This is a genomic window from Nostoc sp. FACHB-190 (assembly GCF_014696905.1).
Lineage (GTDB): Bacteria > Cyanobacteriota > Cyanobacteriia > Cyanobacteriales > Nostocaceae > Nostoc_B.
Window position 1 is genome coordinate 337,911 of the sequence record NZ_JACJQW010000003.1, and the last position, 25,349, is coordinate 363,259.

At 38.4% G+C, this 25,349-nt stretch carries 20 protein-coding genes and 1 tRNA gene; 17 read left to right on the forward strand and 4 right to left on the reverse strand.

Features of this window, described 5'->3' with window-relative positions; all coding sequences use genetic code 11:
• The first annotated feature begins 369 nt into the window (after nt 1–369).
• The 7 genes from rsfS (at nt 370) to H6G28_RS06035 (ending at nt 4,538) form a co-directional block, all read left to right on the forward strand.
• Nucleotides 370–831, forward strand: a complete 462-nt coding sequence (rsfS, locus tag H6G28_RS06010) for a ribosome silencing factor (RefSeq protein WP_190588378.1) — start codon at nt 370–372, stop codon at nt 829–831.
• On the forward strand, nt 828–1,328 hold the full coding sequence (locus H6G28_RS06015) for a CGLD27 family protein (RefSeq protein ID WP_190669641.1): 501 nt from the start codon (nt 828–830) through the stop codon (nt 1,326–1,328). Before rsfS ends, H6G28_RS06015 begins: the two co-directional genes overlap by 4 nt.
• A gap of 152 nt (nt 1,329–1,480) precedes the next feature.
• Entirely contained in the window at nt 1,481–2,434 is a 954-nt protein-coding gene (locus tag H6G28_RS06020; RefSeq protein ID WP_190588380.1) for an asparaginase, read from the forward strand.
• A 46-nt stretch (nt 2,435–2,480) separates the two neighbouring features.
• Nucleotides 2,481–2,557, forward strand: a tRNA-Met gene (locus H6G28_RS06025).
• Between the two features lie 69 nt (nt 2,558–2,626).
• The gene (locus tag H6G28_RS37300; protein ID WP_277883221.1) at nt 2,627–2,866 is read left to right on the forward strand and encodes a group I intron-associated PD-(D/E)XK endonuclease; all 240 of its coding nucleotides are present in this window, start codon (nt 2,627–2,629) and stop codon (nt 2,864–2,866) included.
• Nucleotides 2,867–2,901: 35 nt separating this feature from the next.
• Nucleotides 2,902–3,015 carry a hypothetical protein gene (locus tag H6G28_RS37305; RefSeq protein ID WP_313949893.1) on the forward strand — a complete coding sequence of 38 codons (114 nt, stop codon included), beginning with the start codon at nt 2,902–2,904 and terminating at the stop codon, nt 3,013–3,015.
• 59 nt (nt 3,016–3,074) lie between these two features.
• The gene (locus tag H6G28_RS06035) at nt 3,075–4,538 is read left to right on the forward strand and encodes a YcjF family protein (RefSeq protein ID WP_190669643.1); all 1,464 of its coding nucleotides are present in this window, start codon (nt 3,075–3,077) and stop codon (nt 4,536–4,538) included.
• A 52-nt stretch (nt 4,539–4,590) separates the two neighbouring features.
• Here the strand turns inward: H6G28_RS06035 and H6G28_RS06040 are convergent, their stop codons facing one another.
• Nucleotides 4,591–5,319 (reverse strand): hypothetical protein, encoded by a 729-nt coding sequence (locus tag H6G28_RS06040; protein ID WP_190669644.1) that lies wholly within the window; start codon nt 5,317–5,319, stop codon nt 4,591–4,593.
• Nucleotides 5,320–5,984: 665 nt separating this feature from the next.
• Between H6G28_RS06040 and H6G28_RS06045 the strand changes: the two genes are divergently transcribed.
• The 4 genes from H6G28_RS06045 to surE all read left to right on the forward strand — a co-directional run bounded on the left by H6G28_RS06045 (nt 5,985) and on the right by surE (nt 12,258).
• Nucleotides 5,985–8,741: a hybrid sensor histidine kinase/response regulator gene (locus H6G28_RS06045; protein WP_190669646.1), complete on the forward strand. Its 2,757-nt coding sequence runs from the start codon at nt 5,985–5,987 to the stop codon at nt 8,739–8,741.
• A 26-nt stretch (nt 8,742–8,767) separates the two neighbouring features.
• A complete protein-coding gene (locus H6G28_RS06050; protein ID WP_190669648.1) occupies nt 8,768–9,997 on the forward strand; it encodes a hybrid sensor histidine kinase/response regulator in 1,230 nt (409 codons plus the stop codon).
• Nucleotides 9,998–10,270: 273 nt separating this feature from the next.
• On the forward strand, nt 10,271–11,569 hold the full coding sequence (locus H6G28_RS06055) for a hybrid sensor histidine kinase/response regulator (protein WP_190669650.1): 1,299 nt from the start codon (nt 10,271–10,273) through the stop codon (nt 11,567–11,569).
• A gap of 8 nt (nt 11,570–11,577) precedes the next feature.
• Complete coding sequence (gene surE / locus H6G28_RS06060) at nt 11,578–12,258, forward strand: 5'/3'-nucleotidase SurE (RefSeq protein WP_190669651.1); 681 nt, start codon at nt 11,578–11,580, stop codon at nt 12,256–12,258.
• A 124-nt stretch (nt 12,259–12,382) separates the two neighbouring features.
• Here surE and H6G28_RS06065 read toward each other — a convergent pair whose 3' ends face one another.
• Nucleotides 12,383–12,703 (reverse strand): coiled-coil domain-containing protein, encoded by a 321-nt coding sequence (locus H6G28_RS06065; RefSeq protein ID WP_190588388.1) that lies wholly within the window; start codon nt 12,701–12,703, stop codon nt 12,383–12,385.
• A 454-nt stretch (nt 12,704–13,157) separates the two neighbouring features.
• Here H6G28_RS06065 and H6G28_RS06070 point away from each other — a divergent pair, with 454 nt between their 5' ends.
• Complete coding sequence (locus H6G28_RS06070) at nt 13,158–13,832, forward strand: sugar transferase (RefSeq protein WP_190588389.1); 675 nt, start codon at nt 13,158–13,160, stop codon at nt 13,830–13,832.
• A gap of 6 nt (nt 13,833–13,838) precedes the next feature.
• On the opposite strand, the gene H6G28_RS06075 is transcribed toward H6G28_RS06070, so the two are convergent.
• Nucleotides 13,839–14,471 carry a HupE/UreJ family protein gene (locus tag H6G28_RS06075; RefSeq protein WP_190669653.1) on the reverse strand — a complete coding sequence of 211 codons (633 nt, stop codon included), beginning with the start codon at nt 14,469–14,471 and terminating at the stop codon, nt 13,839–13,841.
• Between the two features lie 641 nt (nt 14,472–15,112).
• Between H6G28_RS06075 and H6G28_RS06080 the strand changes: the two genes are divergently transcribed.
• Nucleotides 15,113–17,059 carry a M48 family metallopeptidase gene (locus H6G28_RS06080; protein WP_190669655.1) on the forward strand — a complete coding sequence of 649 codons (1,947 nt, stop codon included), beginning with the start codon at nt 15,113–15,115 and terminating at the stop codon, nt 17,057–17,059.
• A gap of 176 nt (nt 17,060–17,235) precedes the next feature.
• Here H6G28_RS06080 and H6G28_RS06085 read toward each other — a convergent pair whose 3' ends face one another.
• A complete protein-coding gene (locus H6G28_RS06085; protein WP_190669658.1) occupies nt 17,236–18,624 on the reverse strand; it encodes a hypothetical protein in 1,389 nt (462 codons plus the stop codon).
• 240 nt (nt 18,625–18,864) lie between these two features.
• Between H6G28_RS06085 and H6G28_RS06090 the strand changes: the two genes are divergently transcribed.
• From H6G28_RS06090 to H6G28_RS06105, 4 genes are all read left to right on the forward strand, one after another.
• Nucleotides 18,865–19,950 carry a sigma-70 family RNA polymerase sigma factor gene (locus H6G28_RS06090; RefSeq protein ID WP_190669660.1) on the forward strand — a complete coding sequence of 362 codons (1,086 nt, stop codon included), beginning with the start codon at nt 18,865–18,867 and terminating at the stop codon, nt 19,948–19,950.
• An 82-nt stretch (nt 19,951–20,032) separates the two neighbouring features.
• Nucleotides 20,033–20,194 carry a hypothetical protein gene (locus tag H6G28_RS06095; RefSeq protein WP_190669662.1) on the forward strand — a complete coding sequence of 54 codons (162 nt, stop codon included), beginning with the start codon at nt 20,033–20,035 and terminating at the stop codon, nt 20,192–20,194.
• A gap of 7 nt (nt 20,195–20,201) precedes the next feature.
• Nucleotides 20,202–21,374 (forward strand): DUF1822 family protein, encoded by a 1,173-nt coding sequence (locus H6G28_RS06100; protein WP_190588394.1) that lies wholly within the window; start codon nt 20,202–20,204, stop codon nt 21,372–21,374.
• A 133-nt stretch (nt 21,375–21,507) separates the two neighbouring features.
• Complete coding sequence (locus H6G28_RS06105) at nt 21,508–25,281, forward strand: nSTAND1 domain-containing NTPase (RefSeq protein WP_190669664.1); 3,774 nt, start codon at nt 21,508–21,510, stop codon at nt 25,279–25,281.
• The last annotated feature ends 68 nt before the right edge of the window (nt 25,282–25,349 follow it).

The following is a 25,349-nucleotide window of genomic DNA, read 5'->3' on the forward strand; positions in this document are numbered from 1 at the left end:
CCGTCAAGAATCACCGACCCTTTAGGGCGGTTAGTATGTCAAAAAGCACCAAATCTAGATGAGGCTGTCGCCGATCAAAAATGTGACAGAATCATGACCGACTCATCCTTGAAATAGAATATTGAATATCATAAGATTTTAATGGAGCAATAATTCGCTACAATTATTGGTAAAAATTTACGGCTTGATTTAGTGATCAGACTTGAGCTTTGAGCTATTTAGTCTGATTTTTAGTTGCAACCCAAACAGCTAATTTGGAACTAACTGCATTAACAGGTGTTTTTTTGTTAGTATTCAAAAAAACAGTTGTTGTTCAATTGTTGTTGGTGAGTAATTATAAAATAAAAGGGATCAAGCACCTGAGGTTTAATGTCTGATTATATCCAAGGAAATCTCCCATTACAGTCTGTGTCGGAGAAAAACAGTCCACTCAAAAGCCTAGATGGAGGGATAAAAGATTTGAGTGGGCAATTAGCTATAACTGTTGCTGACGCAGCGTCAGATCGCAAAGCAGGGGATATTTTGGTACTGAGAGTAGCCGATGTATCTTACCTAGCAGATTATTTTGTGATGTTGACTGGTTACTCTAGGGTGCAAGTCAGGGCGATCGCACAAGCAATAGAAGATAAAGTTGAAACTGAATGGCAACGTCGCCCTTTACGCACAGAAGGCAAAGCGGAAGGCAGTTGGGTGTTGCAAGATTACGGTGATGTAATTGTTCATATCATGATGCCCAAGGAACGAGAGTTTTATAATTTAGAAGCGTTCTGGGTCAATGCAGAACGTATTGCCGTTCCAAACGCCGATGAGGGTGGGGGTAAGCCAATATGATGAGGTCTTCGGTTTCCAATTGTCCGGTTCCTATAGACCAACAACCACTGAATGAGTACGAAGAATTAAGAACTTCCTGGCTGTTTCGTGATTGCACTTTAAATTGGCGCGAATATCTCACAAACATTGCTTGGATTTGGGGTTTTTCTTGGCTGGTTTCTGGGCCAGTGGCCGCAGCCAGCTTTCCACCACAAAAATATGCTGCCCATTTTGTCTTGTGTGGAGCCGCAGGCGCAAGTCTGGGAGTAATTTTTGTCTTGTTACGTATGTATTTAGGATGGCGTTATGTGCGCGATCGCCTCTACAGCACGACTGTCTTTTATGAAGAGTCGGGCTGGTATGATGGTCAAACCTGGATCAAACCTCAAGAGATTTTGGCTCGCGATCGCTTAATTGTCACCTACGAAATTAAGCCAATTCTGCAACGGTTACAATTTACCTTTGCTGGCTTGGCGGGAATGTACCTAATTGGTACTATAGTTTGGCATTTGTTTTAAATAGTCCACAGTCAAGAGGAGCTAGTGCGTTGGGTGGCGATGCCCACTTGCTCACTGGCGTTCAAAAGTCCATAGTCATAAAGTCTCAAATTAGCCTTTTGACTATTGATGATTGACCATTGACAAATATAAAAAGAGATAAATTTTAACCCATGACAATGGGAAAACGAACTCAAGCCACAGTACTGGAAGTCCGGTTACTCAGAGAAGGCATCATAGAATCACGCCATGTAGTCCAAGCTGCTGTATGTGATGACAGAGGCCGGGTTTTATCCGTTGCGGGTAATGCAGAAACGGCAACATTTGTCCGTTCGGCACTCAAACCCTTTCAAGCACTAGCTGTCACCACAACCGGTACCCTAGAACGCTACGATCTGAGCGATCGCGATTTAGCAATTATTGCCAGTTCCCATAAAGGCACAATAGAGCAAGTCAGACAAGTATTTAACATCCTTTGGCGTGCTGATGTTGATCCAACTGCTCTTCAATGCCCAATTCCAGAAGGTAAACGCAGTCCCCTGGAATACAATTGCTCTGGTAAGCACGCTGGGATGTTAGCTGTTTGCCAGCAACGCCATTGGCCTGCAAATAACTATTTAGACCGCAAGCACCCCATACAGCAATTAATTTTGACTAAGATCGCCGAGTTACTGCGAATGCCTGCGGAGGAATTTATCAGCGCCCATGATGACTGCGGTGTACCAACATATCTTATGCAACTAGGACAAATGGCATCTTTATATGCCCTACTAGCCGCAAGTAGTAACTTAGATATGGAGCGCATTGTCCGGGCAATGATTCATCACCCTAGCTTAGTTGCTGGCGATGGCGAGTTTGATACAGAACTGATGCGTTTAGCACCAGGAGAAGTAGTCAGTAAAGCTGGTGCAGAAGGCGTACAGTGTATTGGCAGACTTGGCGAAGGTATGGGACTCGCAATTAAAGTGATGGATGGGGCAAAACGCGCCAAACATGCTGTCGCTATTCACTTATTGCAACAAATGGGTTGGATTAGCCCTAGCGCCGCAGAAACCCTCGCAGAAAGGTTTATGACCTTTGGCAAATACAGGCGATTAGAAGTTGTGGGAGAATTATCGCTGTTATAGTTGTCAAACTCTGGACTTTGCGTTATACTAGAAAAGTCAAGAGCGACGCGGGATAGAGCAGCCTGGTAGCTCGTCGGGCTCATAACCCGAAGGTCAGTGGTTCAAATCCACTTCCCGCCACCAAATTAAAAATAAAATAAAACTCTGTGGTTTGAAAGCTACAGAGTTTTATTTTATTTCGGGTGTTTGTTGATGGACACAAAGCTCAAAGGTGACATAGCAGAGCAAGCAGTTGTGATTCATGCTCTCAAGCGTGGTTGGGGAGTGTTAAGACCAGTTGGCGATCGCTTACCTTACGATTTAGTATTTGATGTAGGGGGAAACTTAAGTAAGTCGAAAGTGCAGAATTTAAGCCTCAAAGCTAGGTATGGAGATTTGACATTATTATTTATTCTGAATACTGAATTCTGCTGTATTATGTCTTCCCGGTAGATGTGTTCATAGGATATGGTAGCGAAATCCACCTTGTGGAAGCTGAAAAAAGACAACGTAAGCCCCGTTCTGCACCATATCGTAATGCTTGGGATTTAATTTTACCAGCAACCGTAAGTAAAGAAAATTGTGTACCTTCGCTTGTCTGATTCGCAAAGCAAGGTTTTGATCTATTCTGAAGAAAACCTTCCAAAAAGCTCGGAGAATCATGGTTGTGAAGTTAGAACGACCTATTTTAGTGGGAGGATTAGGACTTTCCTTTTCCCTGTGGATACTACAAAGCTGGGATGATTCCATCGTACAGCTAGGTGAATTTGGTTTATTGAGTACCCTGGCAGTTGGTGGTGGCTTGTGGTTATGGCAGCAAAATCGCCCAAAAGCAAGTTTAGAACCACTAGATTGTACACCTGTAGATCGGGCAACAGCCGAAAGTGCGATCGCCAAAGCGGAAGCAGTCATTAACCAACTCGCACAAGAAGCAGAAAACCACACCTCTCTAAATACACTACGAGAACAATTAACTTACCTGTCGTTGGAGTTAGACAGACAAGAAATTCAAGTGGCTGTAACTGGCGGTAAAGCCGTAGGTAAAAGCAGTTTAATTCAACTGCTCAATTCTAGTGCTTGGCAAGAAAAACAGCCAAAATTCAACTTGCAAGAAACAGCACCTTTGTTTCAGGAAACAACTGACAAGTCAGACGCAGCAGTTTTCGCAGAAGTCGCCAAATCTGACGTTGTGTTGTTTATCATCAACGGTGACTTAACTGAAACAGAACACCAAGCCTTACAAAAATTAAAAGCAGCAAATCAGTCTACAATTCTGGTGTTTAACAAACAAGACCAGTATTTAGCTGATGAACGTGCTAGTTTGTTGCTGTCATTACAACAAAGAATTCCCGGTAATGTGGTAGCCACTGCGGTATCTCCAGTTCCTATCAAGGTGCGGAAACATGAAACTGATGGTTCTGTACAAGAATGGCTGGAACAGCCAGCACCGGATATTAGCCAACTCACACAGCAATTAAACGCAGTTGTGGCACAGCAAGGCCAAAAGCTAGTCTGGACAACGACGATGAGAAAAGCTGTGGTACTGAAGGCTGTGGCGAAAAATTGCTTGAATCAAATTAGGTGCGATCGCGCTACTCCCATTATTGAACAATATCAATGGATAGCTGCGGCTACAGCCTTTGCTAACCCAGTACCCGCCTTAGATATACTGGCAACTGCCGCCATAAATGCCCAAATGGTTGTTGATTTAGGTAATATCTATCAGCAGAAATTATCTCTAGAACAGGCACAAACTGTAGCTGGAACGATGGGAAGTTTGATGCTGAAGTTAGGTTTAGTGGAAATTTCGACAAAAGCTGTGAGTACCGTCTTGAAGAGTAACGCCATCACCTTTGTTGCTGGTGGTTTAGTGCAAGGTGTCAGTGCTGCTTATCTCACCAGAGTTGCAGGGTTGAGTCTCGTAGAGTATTTTGAGCAGCAAGAAATCGCATTAAACTCAGGAAATGCTTTAAATCTCGACACATTGCGCCAAACCTTACAAAAGGTATTTCAGCAAAATCAGCAGATGGCTTTTCTCCAAGGTTTTGTTCACCAAGGTGTGAAGCGTTTATTGCCACAAACACAGAAGCTTGTACTCAATGGTGTTGAGCAAGTTATTGGTTAATTGGAACATTAATCAAAAAAGAGATAGTTACATCATAACTATCTCTTTTTTATTAGTTAACTGAGTCTACTAGAATTTTAGTTTGCTGTATTGACATTTGTTGTTTAGCAAACTCCAAAAAAGAGTTCATAGCTTCTGTATAAGCTGCAAAGATAGACTCTACTGCAAGTATGGCTTGCTGTCTTTGCTGATCATTCAGTTCTATTTGTTGAAAGAAACTCACAATATTGGGAGTATTGATATGGTGATGTTCTTCTTCGTGCAGATGACACATCCCAAAATAACGATATTCCTTACCTGTGATTGCTTTTAGTTCTAAAGCTACTGGCTGTGAGACATTAAAAAACACATTTGCTGTAGCTTCAGCAACTTGCATAGCTGCAAATTTCACAACCGGATCTGCTTGGAAACTATGATGATGTAGTTGATAACAGACATTGCGTGATTTCAAAGTAGCATCACCAAAGCTAAATAACATTGCATCAGTTAATTTAGAACAATGATGCAAATCAAGCTTTTCTAAATCTTCCAACAACCATTGCCAATGAAAATGCTCTTCGTAGGTGTGTCTATTTAGTAAGGCTTGAACCTTGTCAGTTGTTGGTTCTTCGCGGAAAACATAGTTACATAATTCGCCAAAACCCATAGCCAGAGGCACAATTAGTGGCGCAAAACAAAGCCTATCTTTGGGGTGTATACTTTGATTTTGCATAAAAGAGAATAAGGGCAATTGAGCAAACTCTTGCTTTTTGGTTTCGATTAATGCCAAAACTTTTTGCATACTTTTGGTTACTGGTTCTGATGATGAAACGGCAATTTAACTGAATTCCAGTGAACATAGAGTCAAAAAATAGGGCAAGCCAGCATGAACTTTTGTACATATATATTGCATACAAATAAGCATATATATGACTAACAAAAGTTACTTTGCTAAAGTTAAACGAACTATTATGCTATTTTCATTACTCGAAAGATTGGGAACATTGGCAATAATTGGTCTTTTATGATGTTGATATTAGCTTTTTATCAACATCTACAAGCTTGAACTCAACAACTAGTTTTCCGAAGTGAGTTGACGAGGAAAAATAAATATATATTTATTCTTCCTATATCGATTACATTGAGATTGCTTTAGTTGGTTGGTATCGGTATTCTAAACTTTTTAAAAGAAAAAAGATACACTATTTGACTCAATTAAACTAAAATCATTCTCCAGGCATAGATCCGATTTAGACAAAATTGGTTTCATTATAATTACGGTTGTCAAAGCTTGTATTTTAAGATAAGTAAACATAGAAAGATTATTTATTAGTAAATTCATCAGTGTCTTGAGAAAATTCATTGAGTATTAGCCAGTAGATAGTGATAGTTGATGATACTGAGACTGGGAGAATGGGCAACCTAATTATAGGTATGTAGTTGAGAATTCTCACTATTCAGAAAATTATGAAGCATTTTGGTATTCAGCATTCATCAAAGTTGCCTTTACGACTGATTTTAGTTGTACCCTTTGTACTGCAAATTTTTGCCGCAGTTAGTTTAGTAGGTTATTTATCATTTAGAAACGGTCAAAAAGCAGTTAATAACCTTGCAGATCAATTGACTACCAAAGTGAATGGACTGGTAGAACAGCATCTAAATACATATCTAGCGACTCCGCATCAGGTGAATCAAATTAATTTAGCAGCCGTCAACTTAGGAATATTAAACCTCCAAGACTATCAGTTAGCAAGTCGCTATTTCTGGAAACAAATGCGAGTGTTTAAAATTGGCTATATTAGCTTTGCTAATCCTAAAGGTGAATTTATTGGGGTTGAACGTTTAGATAATGGTGGACTGTTAATTAATGAAGTTTCTGAGAAAAATGGTCTAGGTAAACTTTACGTTTATACCACAGATAATCAAGGCAATCGTGATCAATTAACAGCAATCAAAGATTATGATCCGCGTGTAGAAGCTTGGTATGCTGATGCAGTCAAAATGGGTAGACCAGTGTGGAGTCAGATTTATCAATGGGAAGATAAACCAGAAATTTTTTCTATATCTTCTAGTTATCCGCTATATGATGACTCTAAGAAGATTGTGGGTGTATTGAGTGTAGATTTATTGCTAAGGCAAATTAGCGATTTTTTAAAAGATTTAAAATTTGGTAAACAAGGAAAAGTATTTCTTTTAGAAAGGTCTGGACTAATGGTGGCTTCTTCGACAAATGAAGCACCATATAATGTAATTGATGGTAAGGCACATAGACTATCAGTATTTAATAGTAAAAATCTTTTAATCAAAGGTATAGCAGATTATTTACAGCAAGAGTTTGGTAGTTTTCAACAAATTCAGAATCCACAACAATTTACATTAAAACTTCACGGTGAACGACAATTTGTGAAGGTCACACCTTGGCAAGATAAATTAGGATTAGATTGGCTAGTAATTGTGATTGTACCTGAAACTGACTTCATGGCAGAGATAGATGCTAACAATAAGACGACTATTTTGCTTTGTGTAGGTGCGTTGCTTGTCGCTACAGTTTTGGGGATATATACAGCCCGTTGGATTACCCAACCTATTTTAGATTTAACACAAGCGAGTAGTGCGATCGCCTCTGGGAATCTTGACCAAACAGTTGAAATATCCGGTGTCAAAGAAATCAGTATTTTGGCTCAATCATTTAATAAAATGGCAGGACAATTAAATGATTTTTTTATGGCTTTAGAAAATACTAATCAAGAACTAGAAGAACGTGTTGAATCAAGAACCAAAGAATTAAAAACTGCCAAAGAAGCTGCTGACACTGCCAACCAAGCAAAAAGCGAATTTATTGCCAACATCAGTCATGAACTTCGCACACCATTGAATGGCATTCTTGGTTATGCACAAATTCTTCAACGAGATAGCACAGCCAGCCCTACACAACAAAATGCTATTCAAACTATTTATCACTGCGGTTCTCATTTATTAATGTTAATTAATGATATTTTAGATATTGCCAAAATTGAATCAAAAAAATTAGAGTTATATCCTCATACATTTAAGTTTCATGATTTTATTTTGGGTGTATACGATATCTGCCGTATTAAAGCCGAGCAGAAAAATCTTCGTTTTAGCTATCACATTAGTGATTTAATCCCCAGTGTGATTAATGCTGATGAAAAACGTTTACGCCAAGTCTTACTAAACTTATTAGGAAATGCCATCAAGTTTACAGATAATGGTGCAGTGAAGTTTAGTGTAGAAGTAATTGAAACTGATGTACTGACCACAGATTATCCATGTAGCACAATCAGATTTCAAGTTGAAGATACGGGAGTTGGCATATCCTTAGAAGAATTACAGAAAATTTTCCTACCTTTTGAACAGGTAGGAGATAGTTATCAAAAGTCGGAAGGAACAGGCTTGGGTTTAGCTATTAGCTGTCAAATTGTAGAAATGATGGGGAGCCAAATTCAAGTAGCAAGCCACTATGGTCAAGGTAGCAAATTTTGGTTTGATCTAGATTTACCAAAAGTTAAAGATTGTGTATCATCTGCGGTTCCCCATCTTGACAAAGGTAGCAATCACATCATTAGATACAAAGGAAATCAAAAAACAATTTTGGTGGTAGATGATGTTGCCGATAATCGGGCTGTGATTGTAAATTTACTCAAACCCCTGGGATTTTGTGTAATTGAAGCTCTGAATGGTAAGGAAGGTATTACTCAAGCACAAGAGTATCAACCAGATTTAATTATTACTGACTTAGAAATGCCCATAATGGATGGGGTACAAATGACACAAAATCTACGTAGTCAACCAAACTTTGCAGAAATAGTGATTATTGCATCTTCTGCGAGTGTATTTACTTTAAATCGCATCCAAAGTTCAGAAGCTGGCTGTAATGATTTTTTGCCTAAGCCTGTACAAGCTGAGGAACTATTCGCTCAACTGAAGTTTTATTTAAATTTAGATTGGATTTATGCAGATAGCCAGCCATCTGTTGAGATTATTCACAATGTAAAGGAGGAAATAATTTTTCCGCCTGCAAGCGAATTAGTGAATTTATATCAAGCCGCCAAAGCTGGTTATGTGATGGGGATTCAAGAAGAGATAAATCGGATTCAAAACTTAGATCATAAATATGCAATTTTCACTAATAAAATTTTAAAATTAATTGAAGATTTTGAGGATGAAGCTATTGTGGAAATGCTAAAACCATACTTAAATTAAGAAACATCAATTTAATAAATATTTCAATGAATAATATTCCTAATAATTCGATTCTCGTTGTTGATGATGTTCCAATTAATATCAAAATTTTATTGGAAATATTAACTCAAGCTGGTTACAGGGTTTCTGTGGCAAAAAATGGGAAAAGTGCTTTAGAAAAAGTAGAAGAAGCAATACCGAATTTAATTTTGTTAGATGTGATGATGCCGGGTATGGATGGGTTTGAAACTTGTCGGATTTTAAAAGCCAACCCAAAAACAAAAGATATCCCGATTATATTTATGACGGCATTATCAGAACCTGTGAATAAAATCAAGGGCTTACAATTGGGTGCAGTAGATTATATTACTAAACCAATTGAACATGAAGAAGTATTGGCAAGAATTAATGTTCATTTAGAACTGCGGCGAACGCAATTAAGGTTAGCGCAAGAAGAAAAAATGTCAGCTTTAGGACAATTAGTAGCTGGGATTGCTCATGAGATTAATAATCCAGTTAATTTTATTTGTGGTAATTTAATTCACGCTGAAAGATATATTGATGATTTATTAAAATTACTAGAATTGTATGAAAAAAATCCCAATAGTGTGACTCCAGAAATTAAAACTTTCTCGAAGAAAATAGAAGTAGATTTTCTCAGGCAAGACTTACCGCAACTTTTATCTTCGATGAAGAAGGGGTCGGAACGTGTGGAACAAATTGTGCGATCGCTCCGGTTATTTTCTCGACTAGACGACACAGAATATCAGCTGTTTGACTTGCACGAAGGTATTGATAGCACTTTAGTCATTTTAAGCAGCCGGATTAAAGCCACCACCGCACGTCCAGCGATTGAGGTGGTGAAGGAATACGGTGATTTACCTTTAGTAGAATGCTATGCAGGCAAAATCAACCAAGTTTTGATGAATTTGTTAGCAAATGCCATTGATGCAATTGATGAGGCGATCGAAAAGCAAGAATCAAATGCAAGTGAGCCAACTCCAACGATTTGGATCAGCACAAAAGTTAGTAGTGATCGAAAATCTGTGTTGATTGAGATTGCTGATAATGGCGTTGGAATGTCTGTAGATGTGCAGCAGAGAATGTTTGAGCAATTTTTTACTACCAAGCCTCTAGGTAAAGGGACTGGTTTGGGGTTAGCGATCGCGCGGGAAATTATTGTGGAAAAACACGGAGGCTCTTTAGAAGTTGATGCTTCACCAGGAGAAGGCGCTAAGTTTGCGATCGCCATTCCTATTTACCAAGGAAGTTTCTGAAGTTTATTGAGATTTTCAAGAAATAAGTCATAAATCCGAACTCTGCTAGTGCTGTTGCAAATTGGGTGAAGAAAATTTTCACAGCAATAGTAATAGCTGCTGCTGCTTTGGGAAAAATAAGTAACAGTGGATAGCAGTTACAAGCTTTATCCCTATCTTAATTTTTCACAGTATATTTACTCAAATATTTTGCTAATCGTTCAGAGTTTTTATACTTGTAACTGCGACCAACTCACTGATTCTGATTTTAATATTTCAACCCAAAACATCCCAATGCTGAACTTACAAGAAAATAGTTTAATTTTAATTGTAGATGATACTATCACAAATCTAGAAATTATCTCTGACGCATTAACCAATGCGGGATTTAGTGTGACTACAGCGAGAAATGGCGAAAAGGCACTTCAGCAAATTCAAGATAAATTACCAGATTTAATTTTACTAGATGTCATGATGCCTGGAATCGATGGCTTGGAAACTTGTCGAAAATTAAAGACAGACCCCTTAACACAAGATATTCCAGTAATTTTTATGACGGGAATTTCGGATACAGAAACTAAGGTCAAAGGACTAAGTTTAGGGGCTGTTGATTATATTACTAAACCCTGTCAAAAAGAAGAAGTATTAGCAAGAATTAAAACCCACTTACAACTGCGTTATTTAACTAAAACTTTAGAACAAAGAGTCGCCGAAAGAACTGCCGAACTATCCCAAGCCTTAAAAGATTTACAAGCATATCAACTGCAATTAATTCAGAAAGAGAAAATGTCTGCTTTAGGTCAGTTAGTCACTGGTATTGCTCACGAAATTAATAATCCTGTGAGTTGTATTCATGGCAATCTGGCTCATACTACAAATTATTTTAATAACTTGATGAAGATAATTGACCTTTATCAGCAAAACTATCCTGAACCTGTAGCTGCTATTCAAGCCGAAATTGCAGAAACAGATTTAGACTATATGCGCTCTGACCTACCTAACTTAATTACTTCGATGAAAGAGGGAGTTCAGCGCATTCGCAACATCAGTACTAGTCTGCGGAATTTTTCGCGCTCTGATCAAGACCGGAAAGTTTTCTGCAATATTCATAATGGTATAGACAGTACAATTATGATTCTCAAACACCGCTTGAAAGCTTCCAAAATCCGCCCCGAAATCGAAGTGATGAAAAATTATGGAAGTTTACCTTCTGTGACTTGCTTTAGCGGTCAGTTAAATCAGGTATTTATGAATATTTTAACCAATGCCATTGATGCTTTAGAAGAGTCGAATATGGGGCGGAGTTATAGTGAAATTGAGCAGCAGCCGAATCGGATTTGGATTACAACTTCTGTGAGTGAAGATAAACAGAGTGTTTTGATTCGGATTAAAGATAATGGCGTGGGAATGTCGGCGGAGATTCAGCAAAAAATCTTTGAGCATTTATTTACGACTAAAGCAGTTGGGCAAGGTACAGGTTTAGGATTATCAATTGCCCATCAAATTATTGTCGAAAAGCATCAAGGTAAATTGGATGTATATTCTGTACTAGGGAAGGGTTCAGAATTTACAATTACTATTCCAATTCATTAGGCTGATAAATGACGATTATTTTGACTAACGACGATGGTATTGATGCGCCTGGAATTGAAGCGTTGCTGCGGGCTGTGAACAGTGAAAATGTGATTGTCGTTGCACCGAAAGATCATCAATCAGGTTGTGGGCATCAAGTGACGACAACTCGTTCTATTAATATTCAACAGCGTTCCGAGCAGGAATATGCGATCGCTGGGACTCCGGCGGATTGTGTGAGAATAGCCATATCACAAATTTGCCCAGATACCAAACTAGTCTTATCTGGAATTAATGCGGGTGGAAATCTGGGTGTCGATGTTTATATTTCTGGGACTGTAGCTGCTGTGCGCGAAGCCGCTATGAATGGGATTCCGGGAATTGCTATTTCTCACTATCGCAAAGCCAAGCAAAATTTTGATTGGGAATTAGCCGCAAAATTAACAGCTGAGGTGTTGGCTGATTTAATTCCAAGACCTCTCGAACCCGGATGCTTCTGGAATGTAAATCTCCCCCACTTACAGCCAGGAGAACCAGACCCCAAAATGGTATTTTGTCAACCCTGTAATAAAGCTTTGCCGATTAATTATCGTGTGGATGGCAATGAATTTTATTATGTAGGGGAATATGGGAAACGCGATCGCACTCCTGGTAGTGATGTGGATGTTTGCTTTTCTGGCAATATCGCCATTACTCAGTTAAGAGTATAGGCAAATCAGAAATTAAGCCTATCAATCAGGAGGCTGGGGGTAGGCTGTTGATTTTGTACCTTTTCAGGGGTGAAAAATTCAAGTTATTTTCCCATTCTTTAAGTAATAAGTCATTACTCATTACTCAATATTTACTGTTAACTCCTTCTCTATCTAACCTTTGCATCAAAGATGTTAACTTATCTAAAGTCTGGGTAAGTTGGGAGAGTTTCTGCACAGTATAATCTTGAGACTGCGCTAAGTTTTGCATAGTATCGCACAAAGCAAAAATCTGATTGCCTTGTTGTTGTAACTGCCTGCCTTGAGCCTCGACTTGTAAACTCAGATAATCTAATCTTTCAGCGAGGCTTTCAATTGTTTCTGTAGTAGTAAGAACGGCTTCGCCAATCTGCTCAACAATCGATTCTAAACGACTAACTTTAACTTCGACTCCACCTGAAATCATATTTCCACCATCCCATCATAAAAATTATTAGTCCTGAACCCTAGCCTTTGTGCCTTTTTTTACTTATGCCCTTGGGGATAATCTCTGATATCTGCCCAAATATACAAGAGTGCCATCTGAAGTTAGTCTGAACAAATCATTTGTAGGGATGTATTGTCCTTACTACTTAGTGATTTTTCTTAGCTACTTCAGTTTAGCCAGAAAGTTACATGAATCAATTAGTAATTAATTTTGATATTCAAGCATTTTTTTATACATAATATTTATACTTAAGTACTCTTTAAAAGATATCTAAAAAATTTTATGCAGATTTTACAAAATTTCATCAATTTAGTATTCTTGATGAAGATTAAGTAAATATACCTTAAAAAACTCCTGAGTAGCAAAGGGTAAAGTTTATATTCTGGGTTAAATTTCCGTGAATTTCCCGTGGTTAATTACAATTGGCTAGACAATGTACCAAACACAATTGCAAAGTCTTTGTCAAGTTCCTACTGACAGAGTTTGGAAATTAGACACACCCCACTCTTCCGTAGATTCTAAATTCAAACGTTGTTTAGATATTTTAGGGAGTTTAGTGGGTTTAATCATTTTGGGTATTGTGTTTATACCGATAGCGATCGCTATTAAACTCGATAGTCCAGGCCCAATTTTCTTTACTCAGGAACGTTACGGACTGCAAGGACGACCTTTCAAACTCCGTAAATTCCGTTCAATGGTTGATGATGCCGAAAGACTCAAATCTTTAGTTACCAACGAAGCTGACGGATTAATCTTTAAAAATCAGCATGACTTTCGAGTTACGAAAGTCGGGCGTTTTTTACGCCGTACCAGCTTAGATGAGTTGCCACAATTTTGGAATGTACTGGTAGGTGAGATGAGTTTGGTAGGAACCCGCCCACCTACAGCTGATGAGGTAGCTAAGTATAATCAACGTCATTGGCAACGTTTGAATGTCAAACCGGGTTTGACTGGTGAATGGCAAGTTAATGGTCGTTCTCACGTCAAAGATTTTGAACAAATAGTTGATTTAGACTTACGTTACCAAGAAAAATGGCATCCATTGTATGATTTGTTGTTGATTACCAAGACTTTCTACGTCATCTTTGGCAAAGTTGGGGCTTTTTAAATTAATTTAGTTGATCCCCATAGTCAACGAGACAAAACCAAGAGCGCAGATAGCAAAACCTAAGAGACTCATTCTTCTAGACAAAATACTGGATAAATCTGCTTGATTCACCTGAGTAGCAATTTGGCTGACACTTTTTACCACTGCATATTGCGTCAAAGCTGCACCGACAACATACATAACTGAAGGCATTGTGCCTGCCCCAATAATTGATTCACTATTAAAATAGCCATGAAACAAACCTGCGATCGCTGTTAGTAGCAGTAGTGTGAATAACTTCGGCTGTTTTGCTGTGACCAATACCATACCAAAAGCCACACTCACTATTGCGATCGCAACTTCTGACACTGGTAAATTTATTTGCGAGAGAGTAATTATTGTTCCCAAAATATTGGCTGATATCAGCGCAGTGGCTATCCAGCTACAATGTTGGGTGCTGGCGGCGAGTAAACCGATGGCTAAGATACTCACAAACTCAGTCAACACTAATACTGGATCTGCCATTCCCCACAACCAGCCGTCCCAGGAATTAGAAATGTCATGGGGATATGATAATCCAGTCCATGAACTCAGCAAACTAATCATAGCCAAAGCGGCGATCGCACCAAGATAACGTTGAAGTAATTTATCTTTGAACATAAGATATACCAAATTAGTTTTTCGGTATTTTATACTGCCCAACTCTCAAAACAAACTAACGCGATCGCTATCTAATTTTTGATGAACTTTTGGGGCTTCATAGCACTTATCATTTTCATAAAATTATTACTATTTGTTACAGTAATATCCCAAAGTTTTTTTCAACAAGTTTTTTAATGCTCAAATAACTTGTTTCATAAAATTATTACTATCTATGACAGTAATATCCCAAAGTTCCATCCCAGTAATTGTTTGACCATTATAGAACTTGCTACAAACTAGAATTGCTATAGCAATTCATCAAATCAATTCTGGCAAACTTGAGTGGCATAACCAAATGCTGTTTAAGGAATACTTGCTAAATTGAAACTGAAATTTATCTTTATTTGTAAACTTTTAATGATTTGGGCAGATTAAAATCATAAAATAACGTAGTTATCTTCCAGCATAATCACTAATTTGGGGTCAACAATGATTTGATAATGTTGTGTCTCAAGTTTCCAGATTGTAAACACCCCTGTACCCTGATTCCCCTACACCCAGTCTCACAAGAAAATTTTTCTGCGTCAGTCCTAGTCAGTCAATGAATAAACCGTAAAATCACGCAGTAATGTTATTCAGATGAATTAAAGGCAAATTCTATGACTAGAGCATTTCCAGTTGCTCAAGCTGTAAAATTGAGCTTGATTTTAGGCGTGACCACTGGTAGTTGTTTACTAGGAAGCAACTTCAAGGTTCATGCTGAGTCAGGAACCGGCGCACATCGCCAACCGCAAATTACAAGTGTCAAGCTGGCGCAAAATTCCTCAGCCATCAGCCGCTTTCAAACCTTTGCAGAAGCTGATGAACTCTATCAAAAAGGACAACTGCAAGCAGCAGAAAATCTTTATCGCAAAGTCAAATCTGAGTTTGCAGCTAGTGATAGAAGACGTACTGCTATTTATGAAGTTGACAAACTGCCGGGTGATGGTCAAGTATACTGGCGGAATGCCAATGAAGGTTTACAGCAAAATTTAGACAGCAAGATTTTTTTACCTCTGCAACTATTACTAAGTAATTATCCAGAATTTATTAAAGGTCATTTACTGTTAGCTGAAGCTTGCCAGAATAAACCAGAAGCTTGTAAAAATAGTGCTAAAGATGGACAGCCAAAAAATGCCCTAGAAGTTCTCGGAAGAGCAGTAGAATTATATCCTGATGAGCCAGAATTACTCAAAGCGAAAATTAATGCTTTAGAAAAAGAACAAAAGTTTTTAGAAGCTTCCATTGCTGCCAGACAATTTGCCACAATTTATGTTGATTATCCAGAAGCACCAGAGTTTGAACAACTTGCCGAGAAAAATCTCCAACGTCATCACAGCAAGCTGAATGATGATTTACGATTTCAAGGTATTTTTAGTGCAGTTGTAGGTGGTGTAAAAGCATTTAGTACAAAAGATTGGCAAGCTGGGGTTTCCGGTTTTGAAACAGTATCTATGCTTTTGCAAGGTGAATCGGCTTTTGGGAAAGAAGTTGCTGATAAATTAGTTAAACAATATCAACAAGAAGGTAAGTTATTAGAAGACCCACAAGTTCTCAATTATGTGCGTGGAATTGGCGGCAGACTAGAGCCTTTGATGGGGCGCAAGTTTGATTATGAATACTACGTTATTCAAGACAGTTCAATTAATGCTTTTGCCTTACCTGGGGGAAAAGTTTTTGTAAATACGGGAGCAATTTTAGCCGCTAATTCGGAAGCAGAATTGGCAGGTTTATTAAGTCATGAACTTGCTCATGCTGTGCTATCTCATGGTTTTCAACGTGTTGCCCAAGGTAAGTTTATTAGTAGTTTAAGTAATGTCATTCCTATGCCGGATATGTTACAGGAAATGGTAGGTAAAGAACATAGCCGAGAAAATGAACGACAAGCGGATATTTTAGGTACGAGAGTATTAACCAAGGCTGGCTATGCTGCGGATGGCTTGCGGAATTTGATGGCAACCTTAAATGCTAAATCTGGCGGAAAATCAGAAACTTCTTGGCAATCTACTCATCCGGCTCCCGCAGAACGAGTTACATATTTAGAAAATTTAATTCAAAGCAATAACTATAATCGTTACGCTTTTGAAGGGGTGAAAAAACACAAAGAAATTCAGGATTTAATTCAAGGGGTAACTCCGAGTATTGCGACGACAAATCCTGGATCTCAGCCAGATGAAAAACCTCCTAAAGCTAATCTTAATCCTGGAAGTAAACCGACACGCGGCGTAGTAGCGATCGCATCTGGACAAACAAGAGATAATGTAGAGATTCGCATCGATGGCGGTAAGGTGGAAAGCAATCGAAACTTCACAATTAATTTTATTGTCGAAAATCGCAGCGATCGCCCCTTTGCATTTGTGCCTTTATATGCTGAAGTAGTAACAGAAAGTGGCAAAAAATTGAAAACCAGATTTTCATCTGCTCAAGCACAAGTTCCAGCCAAGGGAACAATTAAAGGCGAAGTGCAAGTATTAGGACAAACTTGGAATAGTCAAGGCTCACAAAACCTAACTTTAGTAATTAAAGAAAGTACTGGTGGTGGGCGCATTTTCCGCATTCCATTCTAGATGGGTAAAAGATGACTTACGAAGTGATACGAAAAATCAAGTCAAAAGTTAAAAATTTTCTGAATTTTTAACTTTTGACTTCCCGTAGGGGTGTATGTATACCAAACCCTTATACCCCATACCCTTGCACCCCTACACCCAATCTCCAAAGGCAATCTTGGTGCATCAGTCCTATTTTATTGTGGACAATAAAGTGTATATTTCCACTGAGTGGTTGATATATCTTTATTACCAATGACTTCTACTTTAACTCGCCCAGAATTACCTTTAAACTTCGCAGATACCTTATTACTACCTGAAACAAAATCTGTATCTATAAGAGTTTGTCCTTCATAGCTGACTTTTAATCTATCAGGAACGTTATACATTTCATAACTGATATTAATTTGACCTTCATTCGCGGTGAGTTGAATTTCTCGGCTATCACCTTGTTGACCACCACTCACTTGTTCTTGGTCGCAGAGTTTTAACCCTCTTGCTTCAGCTTGATAAACTTGTAATTCAATTGATTCAACTTGATTATCAAAAGTTTCTATTTGATCTTCTTGATTTTCTCCGTTATAGTTATATCTTTGTCCTGGTTTGAGGGTAACACCTTGGGGATTTTTAGCTGAAATTACACTGGCGATTCCTGCTATGACATCTACTTGAATGCCATTCGGTGTATTGCGGGTTTGAAACAAATTTCTATCTGGAACTTTGGGAGCGACAATCACTTCATCTTGCTCAGAATTAATTACATGCAGCGCACAAAATTTGGCTTTTTGATTTTGAGATTGTTCCCAAAGTTTAGCTACTGCATCTTTCATCCCAGAACCACTACTTTTTTCACTGAAAGATTGATTGTTGGCACAGTTGACAGTGGCAATTAAGGTTTCATTTCTGAGACTCCACTCATCTCTAGTAATCGCTGCACATTCCTTACCACCACTTGTCAGACATTGTTGTATTGGTTCGTCACAAGGTTCACTGGCAGAAACACCACTCCAGCCACGACCATCGGCGGCAGCAACACTACAATATTGCAATTTAGTACCAGAACTTTGGGCTATCAATAACTGTTTAGCAGGCTCAATATTAGATGAGTTTTTATCGATAAATTTAGTTTGATTACGGACACCACGCTGTACACGCACTCCATATTCACAGGCACGTTTACCACTACCTTGATTCGCCCATTCTATGAGTAAAGAATCTCCTTGTTTAGCTGTACAAGGTAAGTAATAAAGTGTTAATTGTTTATTTTTAGTACTGGCTTGGAGTTGTAGTCCCATATCCTTTCCCGCCGCATTTTGAAAGCGTAATTGAGCAAAGGATTTACCATTACCGGGAAGGAATAAAGTATCATATACTTTTTGTAAAAAACTACCAACAACAGCAGGGCCATAGTTAGAACCGCGCCGAATTGACAGTTCATGATTGCCTAAAATTTGGTATAATTCTGCTTTTTCTGGGACATTGGCATAACTATTTGTTGTTGTTGCCACAGTATACAGAGGAATCATGAAAGTAGCGATCGCATACATCAATCTTCTGTGTTGTGGTTTTAACTTGCGGTTATTCATCGCTAACTCCAGAAAACGTTAACTATGGGTATATACTGTGGAAATTCTGAAAATATTCGTAGGTATTTCCCCTTCATTCTTAAATATTATGTAAAGATAATTTGTAAATTATAAAAATAGAGTTAAACAAGTCAATTCATGCGCCCTCGTCAAGAAATTGTTGAGATTTTTTCGAGCTTTCTGCAATTTTCATCAGGCGGTTCCATAACATGGGTCACGGATAGCAAGCTCTATCGCAATATGAGTAATTACCTCAGTCAGTATTCCGCCGCAGAACGTTCCACATCTGATTGGGCATTATACTGGCACGAGGTTTGGCAAAATCAGCCAAAAAGTCTGGCGAGGGGTCATTTGTATGCTTACTTACAAGAAGTTGGTTACAAAGCGGCTACAAAAGTCAAACCGCGATTTACGTTGCCACAGTATACTTTAGCGGATTATTTTCAAATAGCGATCGCATATATTGATAAGGTATTCACAGGATTTGACCCCCAGCGACAGTCTAATTTAGAAGCTTTTGCTTATCGGGTGTTTTGTAATCTCATCAAAGATGGGCTACTCAAAGAAGGGCTAGAAGAAGCAAGTATTAGAAGTGATTGGTCGTTATTACTACACAGTAGTCAAAAATTACTTCATAAAGCTTTAGTACAGCGTGGGTTATCCGCCACAGAAATTGCGCCTTATATTTTTGCGTGGGAATGCTTCAAGGTGATTTATGCGCCCACAAAACCCAAGGGAAACCGCCAGCTTACCGCCCCTGATTTGATTGTATGGGAAGCGATCGCCCAGCTTTACAATCAAGAACGACTTCAGCAACTACCACCATCAGATGCGAAAACTATCCAAAAATGGCTAGAAGCTTGTGTCCAAGCAATTCGAGCTTATACCGCTCCACCCACTGCTTCTTTAGATGCGTCGGTATTTAACGAAGACAATACATTGCGAGATATCTTACCTAGTGGCGATGCTACTCCCTTGACAAAACTACTAGATGAGGAAGAAGCACAAATCCGTAAATCTCTCTGGACAGAGATAAATTCCCTGTTAAGCAATAGCATCACCAATCTTGACGCACAAAAACAAGAGCTACTGAAAATGTACTACGGCGAAGGACTCACCCAAAAAGAAATATCACTCAAGCTAGGAATATCTCAGCCAACTGTGGTGCGCCGACTCCAAAAATTCAAATCGGAATCACTCATCACTTTAGCGCAATGGTCGCAAACCAACCAGAATATTTCTCTGAGTCCCAACGTAATCAATAACATGAATGGATTGATTGATGAATGGCTAGAGAAATACTACAAAAAACACAATGAATTATAGCTCTATTTAATTTCTCAAGTACCCGTTAAGGCTGGGAATTGGGAGTAGGGAGTAGATTGTCACTTTCACAAGATATTGTTTTATGAGCGACCAACAAAAAGTAATTGAACTAATCAAACGTCTGCCACCAGATGTTTCAATTCACCACATAATTCAAGAAATTAAATTCCTCGCTGCTATTCATGAGGAAGTAGATGAAATTAGCAGAGGTAAAGAATATCAATTGACACAGTTGAACAGATAATTAAATCATGAACTATCTTAATGCTATAACGATATCAACTATTGCCATCGAATCCTGCGTGGAGATATCAGAAACTACACAGGATGCAGTTTGGCAGCAAAGTCAAAATTTTTCCACACCCAGCACTCGCCTACAAGCTTATTTAAATCGACTTTGTTTGTTAACTGTTTTACCTTGGCTAGAAGAAATATGGGGAATTATCGCCAAGCCTGCACCAAATCTTGCTGTTTTGCATAGCTTTTGGGAAGTAGTAAATGGGACAGCAATTACTATTAATCAAACTCGGCTAATATTAATTCCGAGTTTAGCAATTGATATCAATGAAATCCGTGTTCCCCAAGAATGGGTGGATATTCCCAGTTGGGCTGGGGATTATTATTTAGCCGTGCAAGTTAATACTGAAGATGGTTGGGTAAAAGTTTGGGGATATACAACTCATTTGCAACTCAAACAACCAAGTAATTATAGTGCAGGCGATCGCACTTATACTTTAGATTATGAAGACCTCATCCACGACTTAGATATATTGTGGGTAACACGTCAACTTTGTCCTGATGCGCCAACAAAAACTGAAGTGGAACCTCTAGCTAATTTATCATTAACCCAAGCAAATAATTTACTAGCAAGATTAGGAAATCCGGCTGTAAAATTTCCTAGACTTGCAATTCCCTTTAGCTTATGGGGAGCATTGCTAGAACATGGCGGTTGGAGACAAAGATTATATGAACTCCGCACAGGAATTACCCAACAATGGTCAATTATTCAATGGATACAAACAGGAATTTCTGATTTAGCCCAACAACTTGGTTGGAACTATTTAGATTTAGAAACTAGTCTTGGTAGTAGAGGTATAGCCCAAACAAATGAGCCAGTGATTTTAACTCGTCATCTGATAATTGCTGGTCAAAATTACGAGTTACAAGTGCAATCTCCAGGCGAGATTACATCAGGAATTTGGGTTATAGAATTGCAGAGTTTATCACTACAAGGTTTAATTCCTAGTGGGTTTAAATTGCGGTTATTAACTGAAGATTTACAACCATTTCCCGATAATGAATGTGTTGCGGATACAGCGACAGAAAAGTTAGCAATTGAATTACAACTAGAAGCGGGTGAAGGTTTGGTATGGGAGATTGAACCAACGCCCGAAAATTATGAGCGAGAGATATTGAGATTTTAATATTATATCAACTCTGCGTTGAAAATTAGTAAATTAAATTATAGATAGACACAATTTTTAGAAGACGCATTTCGACTCCGCTCAATGCTCAACAAGCTAGTCCTTCTACTTATACTTAGAATATTTTACAAATATGCCCCGTGCCATTATCAAGAACGATGTCAAAAAACTTTGGTGTTTAGTGATTGGGATTAATGAATATCAAGATAAAAATCTGCGTGCATTGCGTTACGCCGTTGCAGATTGTCAAGGATTTGCTCATGCTGTAAAACAAGCCAATCACAAATTTATCCACACAGAAATCATTGAGCATCATTCCCAATCATCACCAGCACCTTCATTAGCTGAAATTCGCGCTAGTTTTCAGCATATAGTTAAATCTGCTAATCCCCAAGATACAGTTTTATTCTACTTTTGTGGACATGGAATGCTGGAGTCAGAAAGTCAACAGGCTGTGTTGTGTTTAACTCATACTCAAACAGATGATTTACTCAACACTGGTTTGACGATGCAAGAACTGTTGACATTGTTGGGTAATTGTCAAGCTGCTCAACAAATAGTAATTTTAGATGCTTGTCATAGTGGCAGTTTTACTCTGAGAAATTCACCCACACCTCAGATGTTAGAACAACTGCAAAAAGTTGCTGTTCAGAAAAAACAAACAGGATATAGTCAAGGATTTTATGCCTTACTTTCTTGCGATAAAGAACAGTTATCGTGGGAGTTTCCCGATTTAGGTCATGGTGTGTTTACCTATTTTTTAATTCGCGGCTTATTAGGTGAAGCGGCTGATGTGCGGGGAGAAATTGAAGTTAAATCGCTCTACAAATATATTTATCATCATACCCTCCAGTATATTGATAAGCTTAACCAAGGACTGCGGTTAATTAATCAACAAAAACGTAGCCGTGGTGATACTGATGGGTTAAAAAAAGAACAACCACAGCAAACTCCCAAATTGATTGTAGAAGCGGTGGGGGAATTAGTTCTTGGGTATAAAGCCACAGAAATCGAACTGCGATCGCACAGGCAAGCTTTAATAGTAAATGGGCTATCAGATGGCGAAATCACGCCTGAGATTAGTAAAATGTTGGCTGGTGCGGGTGGTTTTGAGTTGAAATATTGGCATTCCCAAGCACGAGATTTGCCGGATGTCCGCCAAGCGATTCAAAATTGCTTACTCAATCAAGCATCGTCAGCCAGTTTAGAAGATGCAACATCTTTACTTTATCTGCGGGGAAGAATTGAAGAAACAACTACAGGTGAAGCTTTTTTAGTTATTAGTGATGAAATTAAACTTAGTCGTGATTGGTTACGCCAAAGTCTGCGTCAGTCAAATATTGCTCAACAAATTGTAGTTTTAGATTGTCTTGTAGATGCACAAAATACTGCATCTCTCCAGAATTGGCTAGAAGATTTGCAACAAGAATCAGAAATTAGCCAGTGTTTAATTATTGGTGCAGCTACTATTGAAAATGCCGAAGAATTTGCTACAGCTTTACTGACAACTTTGCAAACATCCAACTTACAAACAGGGTTATCTGTTGCTGGCTGGATTATGGGTGTACAGCGCGAACTTGCAGAAAGTCAAATTTGGCGTAATTATTGGCTAGGGGGAATGCAGGGAGTAATTGAAATTTTACCTGCGACTTTACAGAAAAAATCCCAACGGGTAGATTTAGGGATTTGTCCTTATATGGGATTAAGAGCTTTTAGTGAGAAAGATGCAAAATATTTCTTCGGTCAAGAAGTTCTCACCCAAAGAATAATTAATGAAGTTAATCATAAATCTTTTTTAGCAGTAGTTGGTGCTTCTGGGAGTGGTAAATCTTCCGTAGTCCAAGCGGGATTAATGGCACAGTTAAGGCTGGGAAAACAACTTCCGGGAAGTGAAACTTGGCTAACTAAATCTTTGCGTCCTGGAGAAAAACCCCTGCAAGAATTAGCCAAAATCATGGCAGATAGTGAAGAAAATCCCTTGCAAACTGAAGGGTTATTACATTTAGGTGGTGAGGGTTTTGTCCATTGGTTACGCACCAGAAACGAGCCAATGGTAGTTTTAGTAATTGACCAATTTGAAGAAATTTTTACGCTGGCGGCTACAGGCGATCGCCAAGTTTTTCTTGATATTCTTTTAGAAGCTTTAGACTACGCATCCGACAGATTTAAATTAATCATTACTCTCCGCGCCGATTTTATTTCACCCTGTCTAGAAATACCGAAACTATCGCAAAAATTACAAGCATCTCATGTTTTAGTTCCACCCCGGTTGAGTGCAGAAAATTATCGTCAGATTATCGAAAAACCAGCCGAGCAAGTAGAATTAAAAGTTGAGCCAGGTTTAGTTGAGTTACTGTTAAATGATTTACAACAATCGGCGGGAGATTTACCTTTACTGCAATTTGTTTTAGAACAGTTATGGGAACACCGCGACCAAAGTACTGGGGAATTAACAGTTTCAGCTTACCGCGATAAAATTGGTGGCATAAAAGTAGCTTTAGAACTCAAAGCTCAAGCCATTTATGATAGTTTGTCACCAGAAGAACAGAAAATAGCCCAATGGATTTTTCTATCTTTAACTCGTCTGGGACAGGGTACAGAAGATACTAAAAAACAAGTCCAAAAATCCCAGTTATTGCAAGGTAAATATTCACCACATTTAGTTGAAAAGATTCTACAAAAGTTTATTGATGCCAAATTAATTGTTGTTAATTTACCAGAAAATGACGCAAATATTGGGCAGAGTCGCACTGCTGATTCTATTTCTCAGGAATTAGAAATACTCAAAAGCGAAGTAACCATAGAAGTAGCTCACGAAATTTTAATTCGTCATTGGTCGAGTTTACGTTGGTGGTTGGATGAAAACCGCGATCGCTTATATCAACAAGAGCGTTTAGAAAAGAAACGCAAAGAATGGGAACAAAAGCAAAAACACCCCGATTTTCTTTTGCAAAAAACTCAACTCACAGAAGCAGAAGCATATTATCAAAAATACAAAGATTACCTCACCCCCCCAGAAAAAGAATATATCCAAGCCAGTAGAAAAGCGCGGCTAAAAAATCGTTTTTTACTAGGTAGTACTAGTACCATTACTTTATTATTAATTGCAGCTTCTGGGATAGTTGCTTGGCAACAACAACAGCAAAATCAGTTAGCTCAACTCATCCGCTATAGTTCATTTAATATTATTACACCTGATATTGCTAAAACAACATTAAATAGTCTACCTGCATTGTTTAATAATGCTAATAAACATCAACAAGCTGGAGATATTAATCAAGCATTGGATGATTATCGGCAGATTTGGCGGATCACTTTGAATTTACAAGACAAAATTAGTCAAGAGCCACAAAAATTTGCTGATATTCTCAAGCACCAAAATACATTGCAACAAGCATCGCAACAAGCTGAAAAATTCTTAGCAGAAATCATTAAAAAAACTAGACTGTCTACTTTAGAAGCTGAACTCCAACAAGGAAAATTTGGCGATTTAGTGGATACTGATTTTGCCAAGTTAGAAAACCAATATACAGGCGCACTCAAAACATCTTATGCAATTTTGATGCGTGAACAAGGCGCAAAAGCTGATGTAAATAATGATGGTTATCTCACCGAAGGAGAAGAAAAACTTCTACCTTGTGAAACTCTCAAAGATATTGAAGCATTGTGGCGCAAATATACAGAAAATCGGTGTAATTGGACAGATGAATCTACTTGTAGAGAATTGCAAGGACAAAACCTCACAATTAAGTTATCATTTCCTCCCAGTGCTTATCTTTTAAAAAGGCGCTGGGATGAGTGTCAAGTGATAGTAGGAGGCAGTGCAGTGGTTCGGCTGCGCTCACCAACCGGAGGCAGGATACTACCTATATATAGTCAATCTTGGGGTATATTATACAGCCAGTAAAATTCTAACTTATGTCAGTATTTATAATATCAATTTCCATTAATTATGGCTATACTAAATATAGTTGC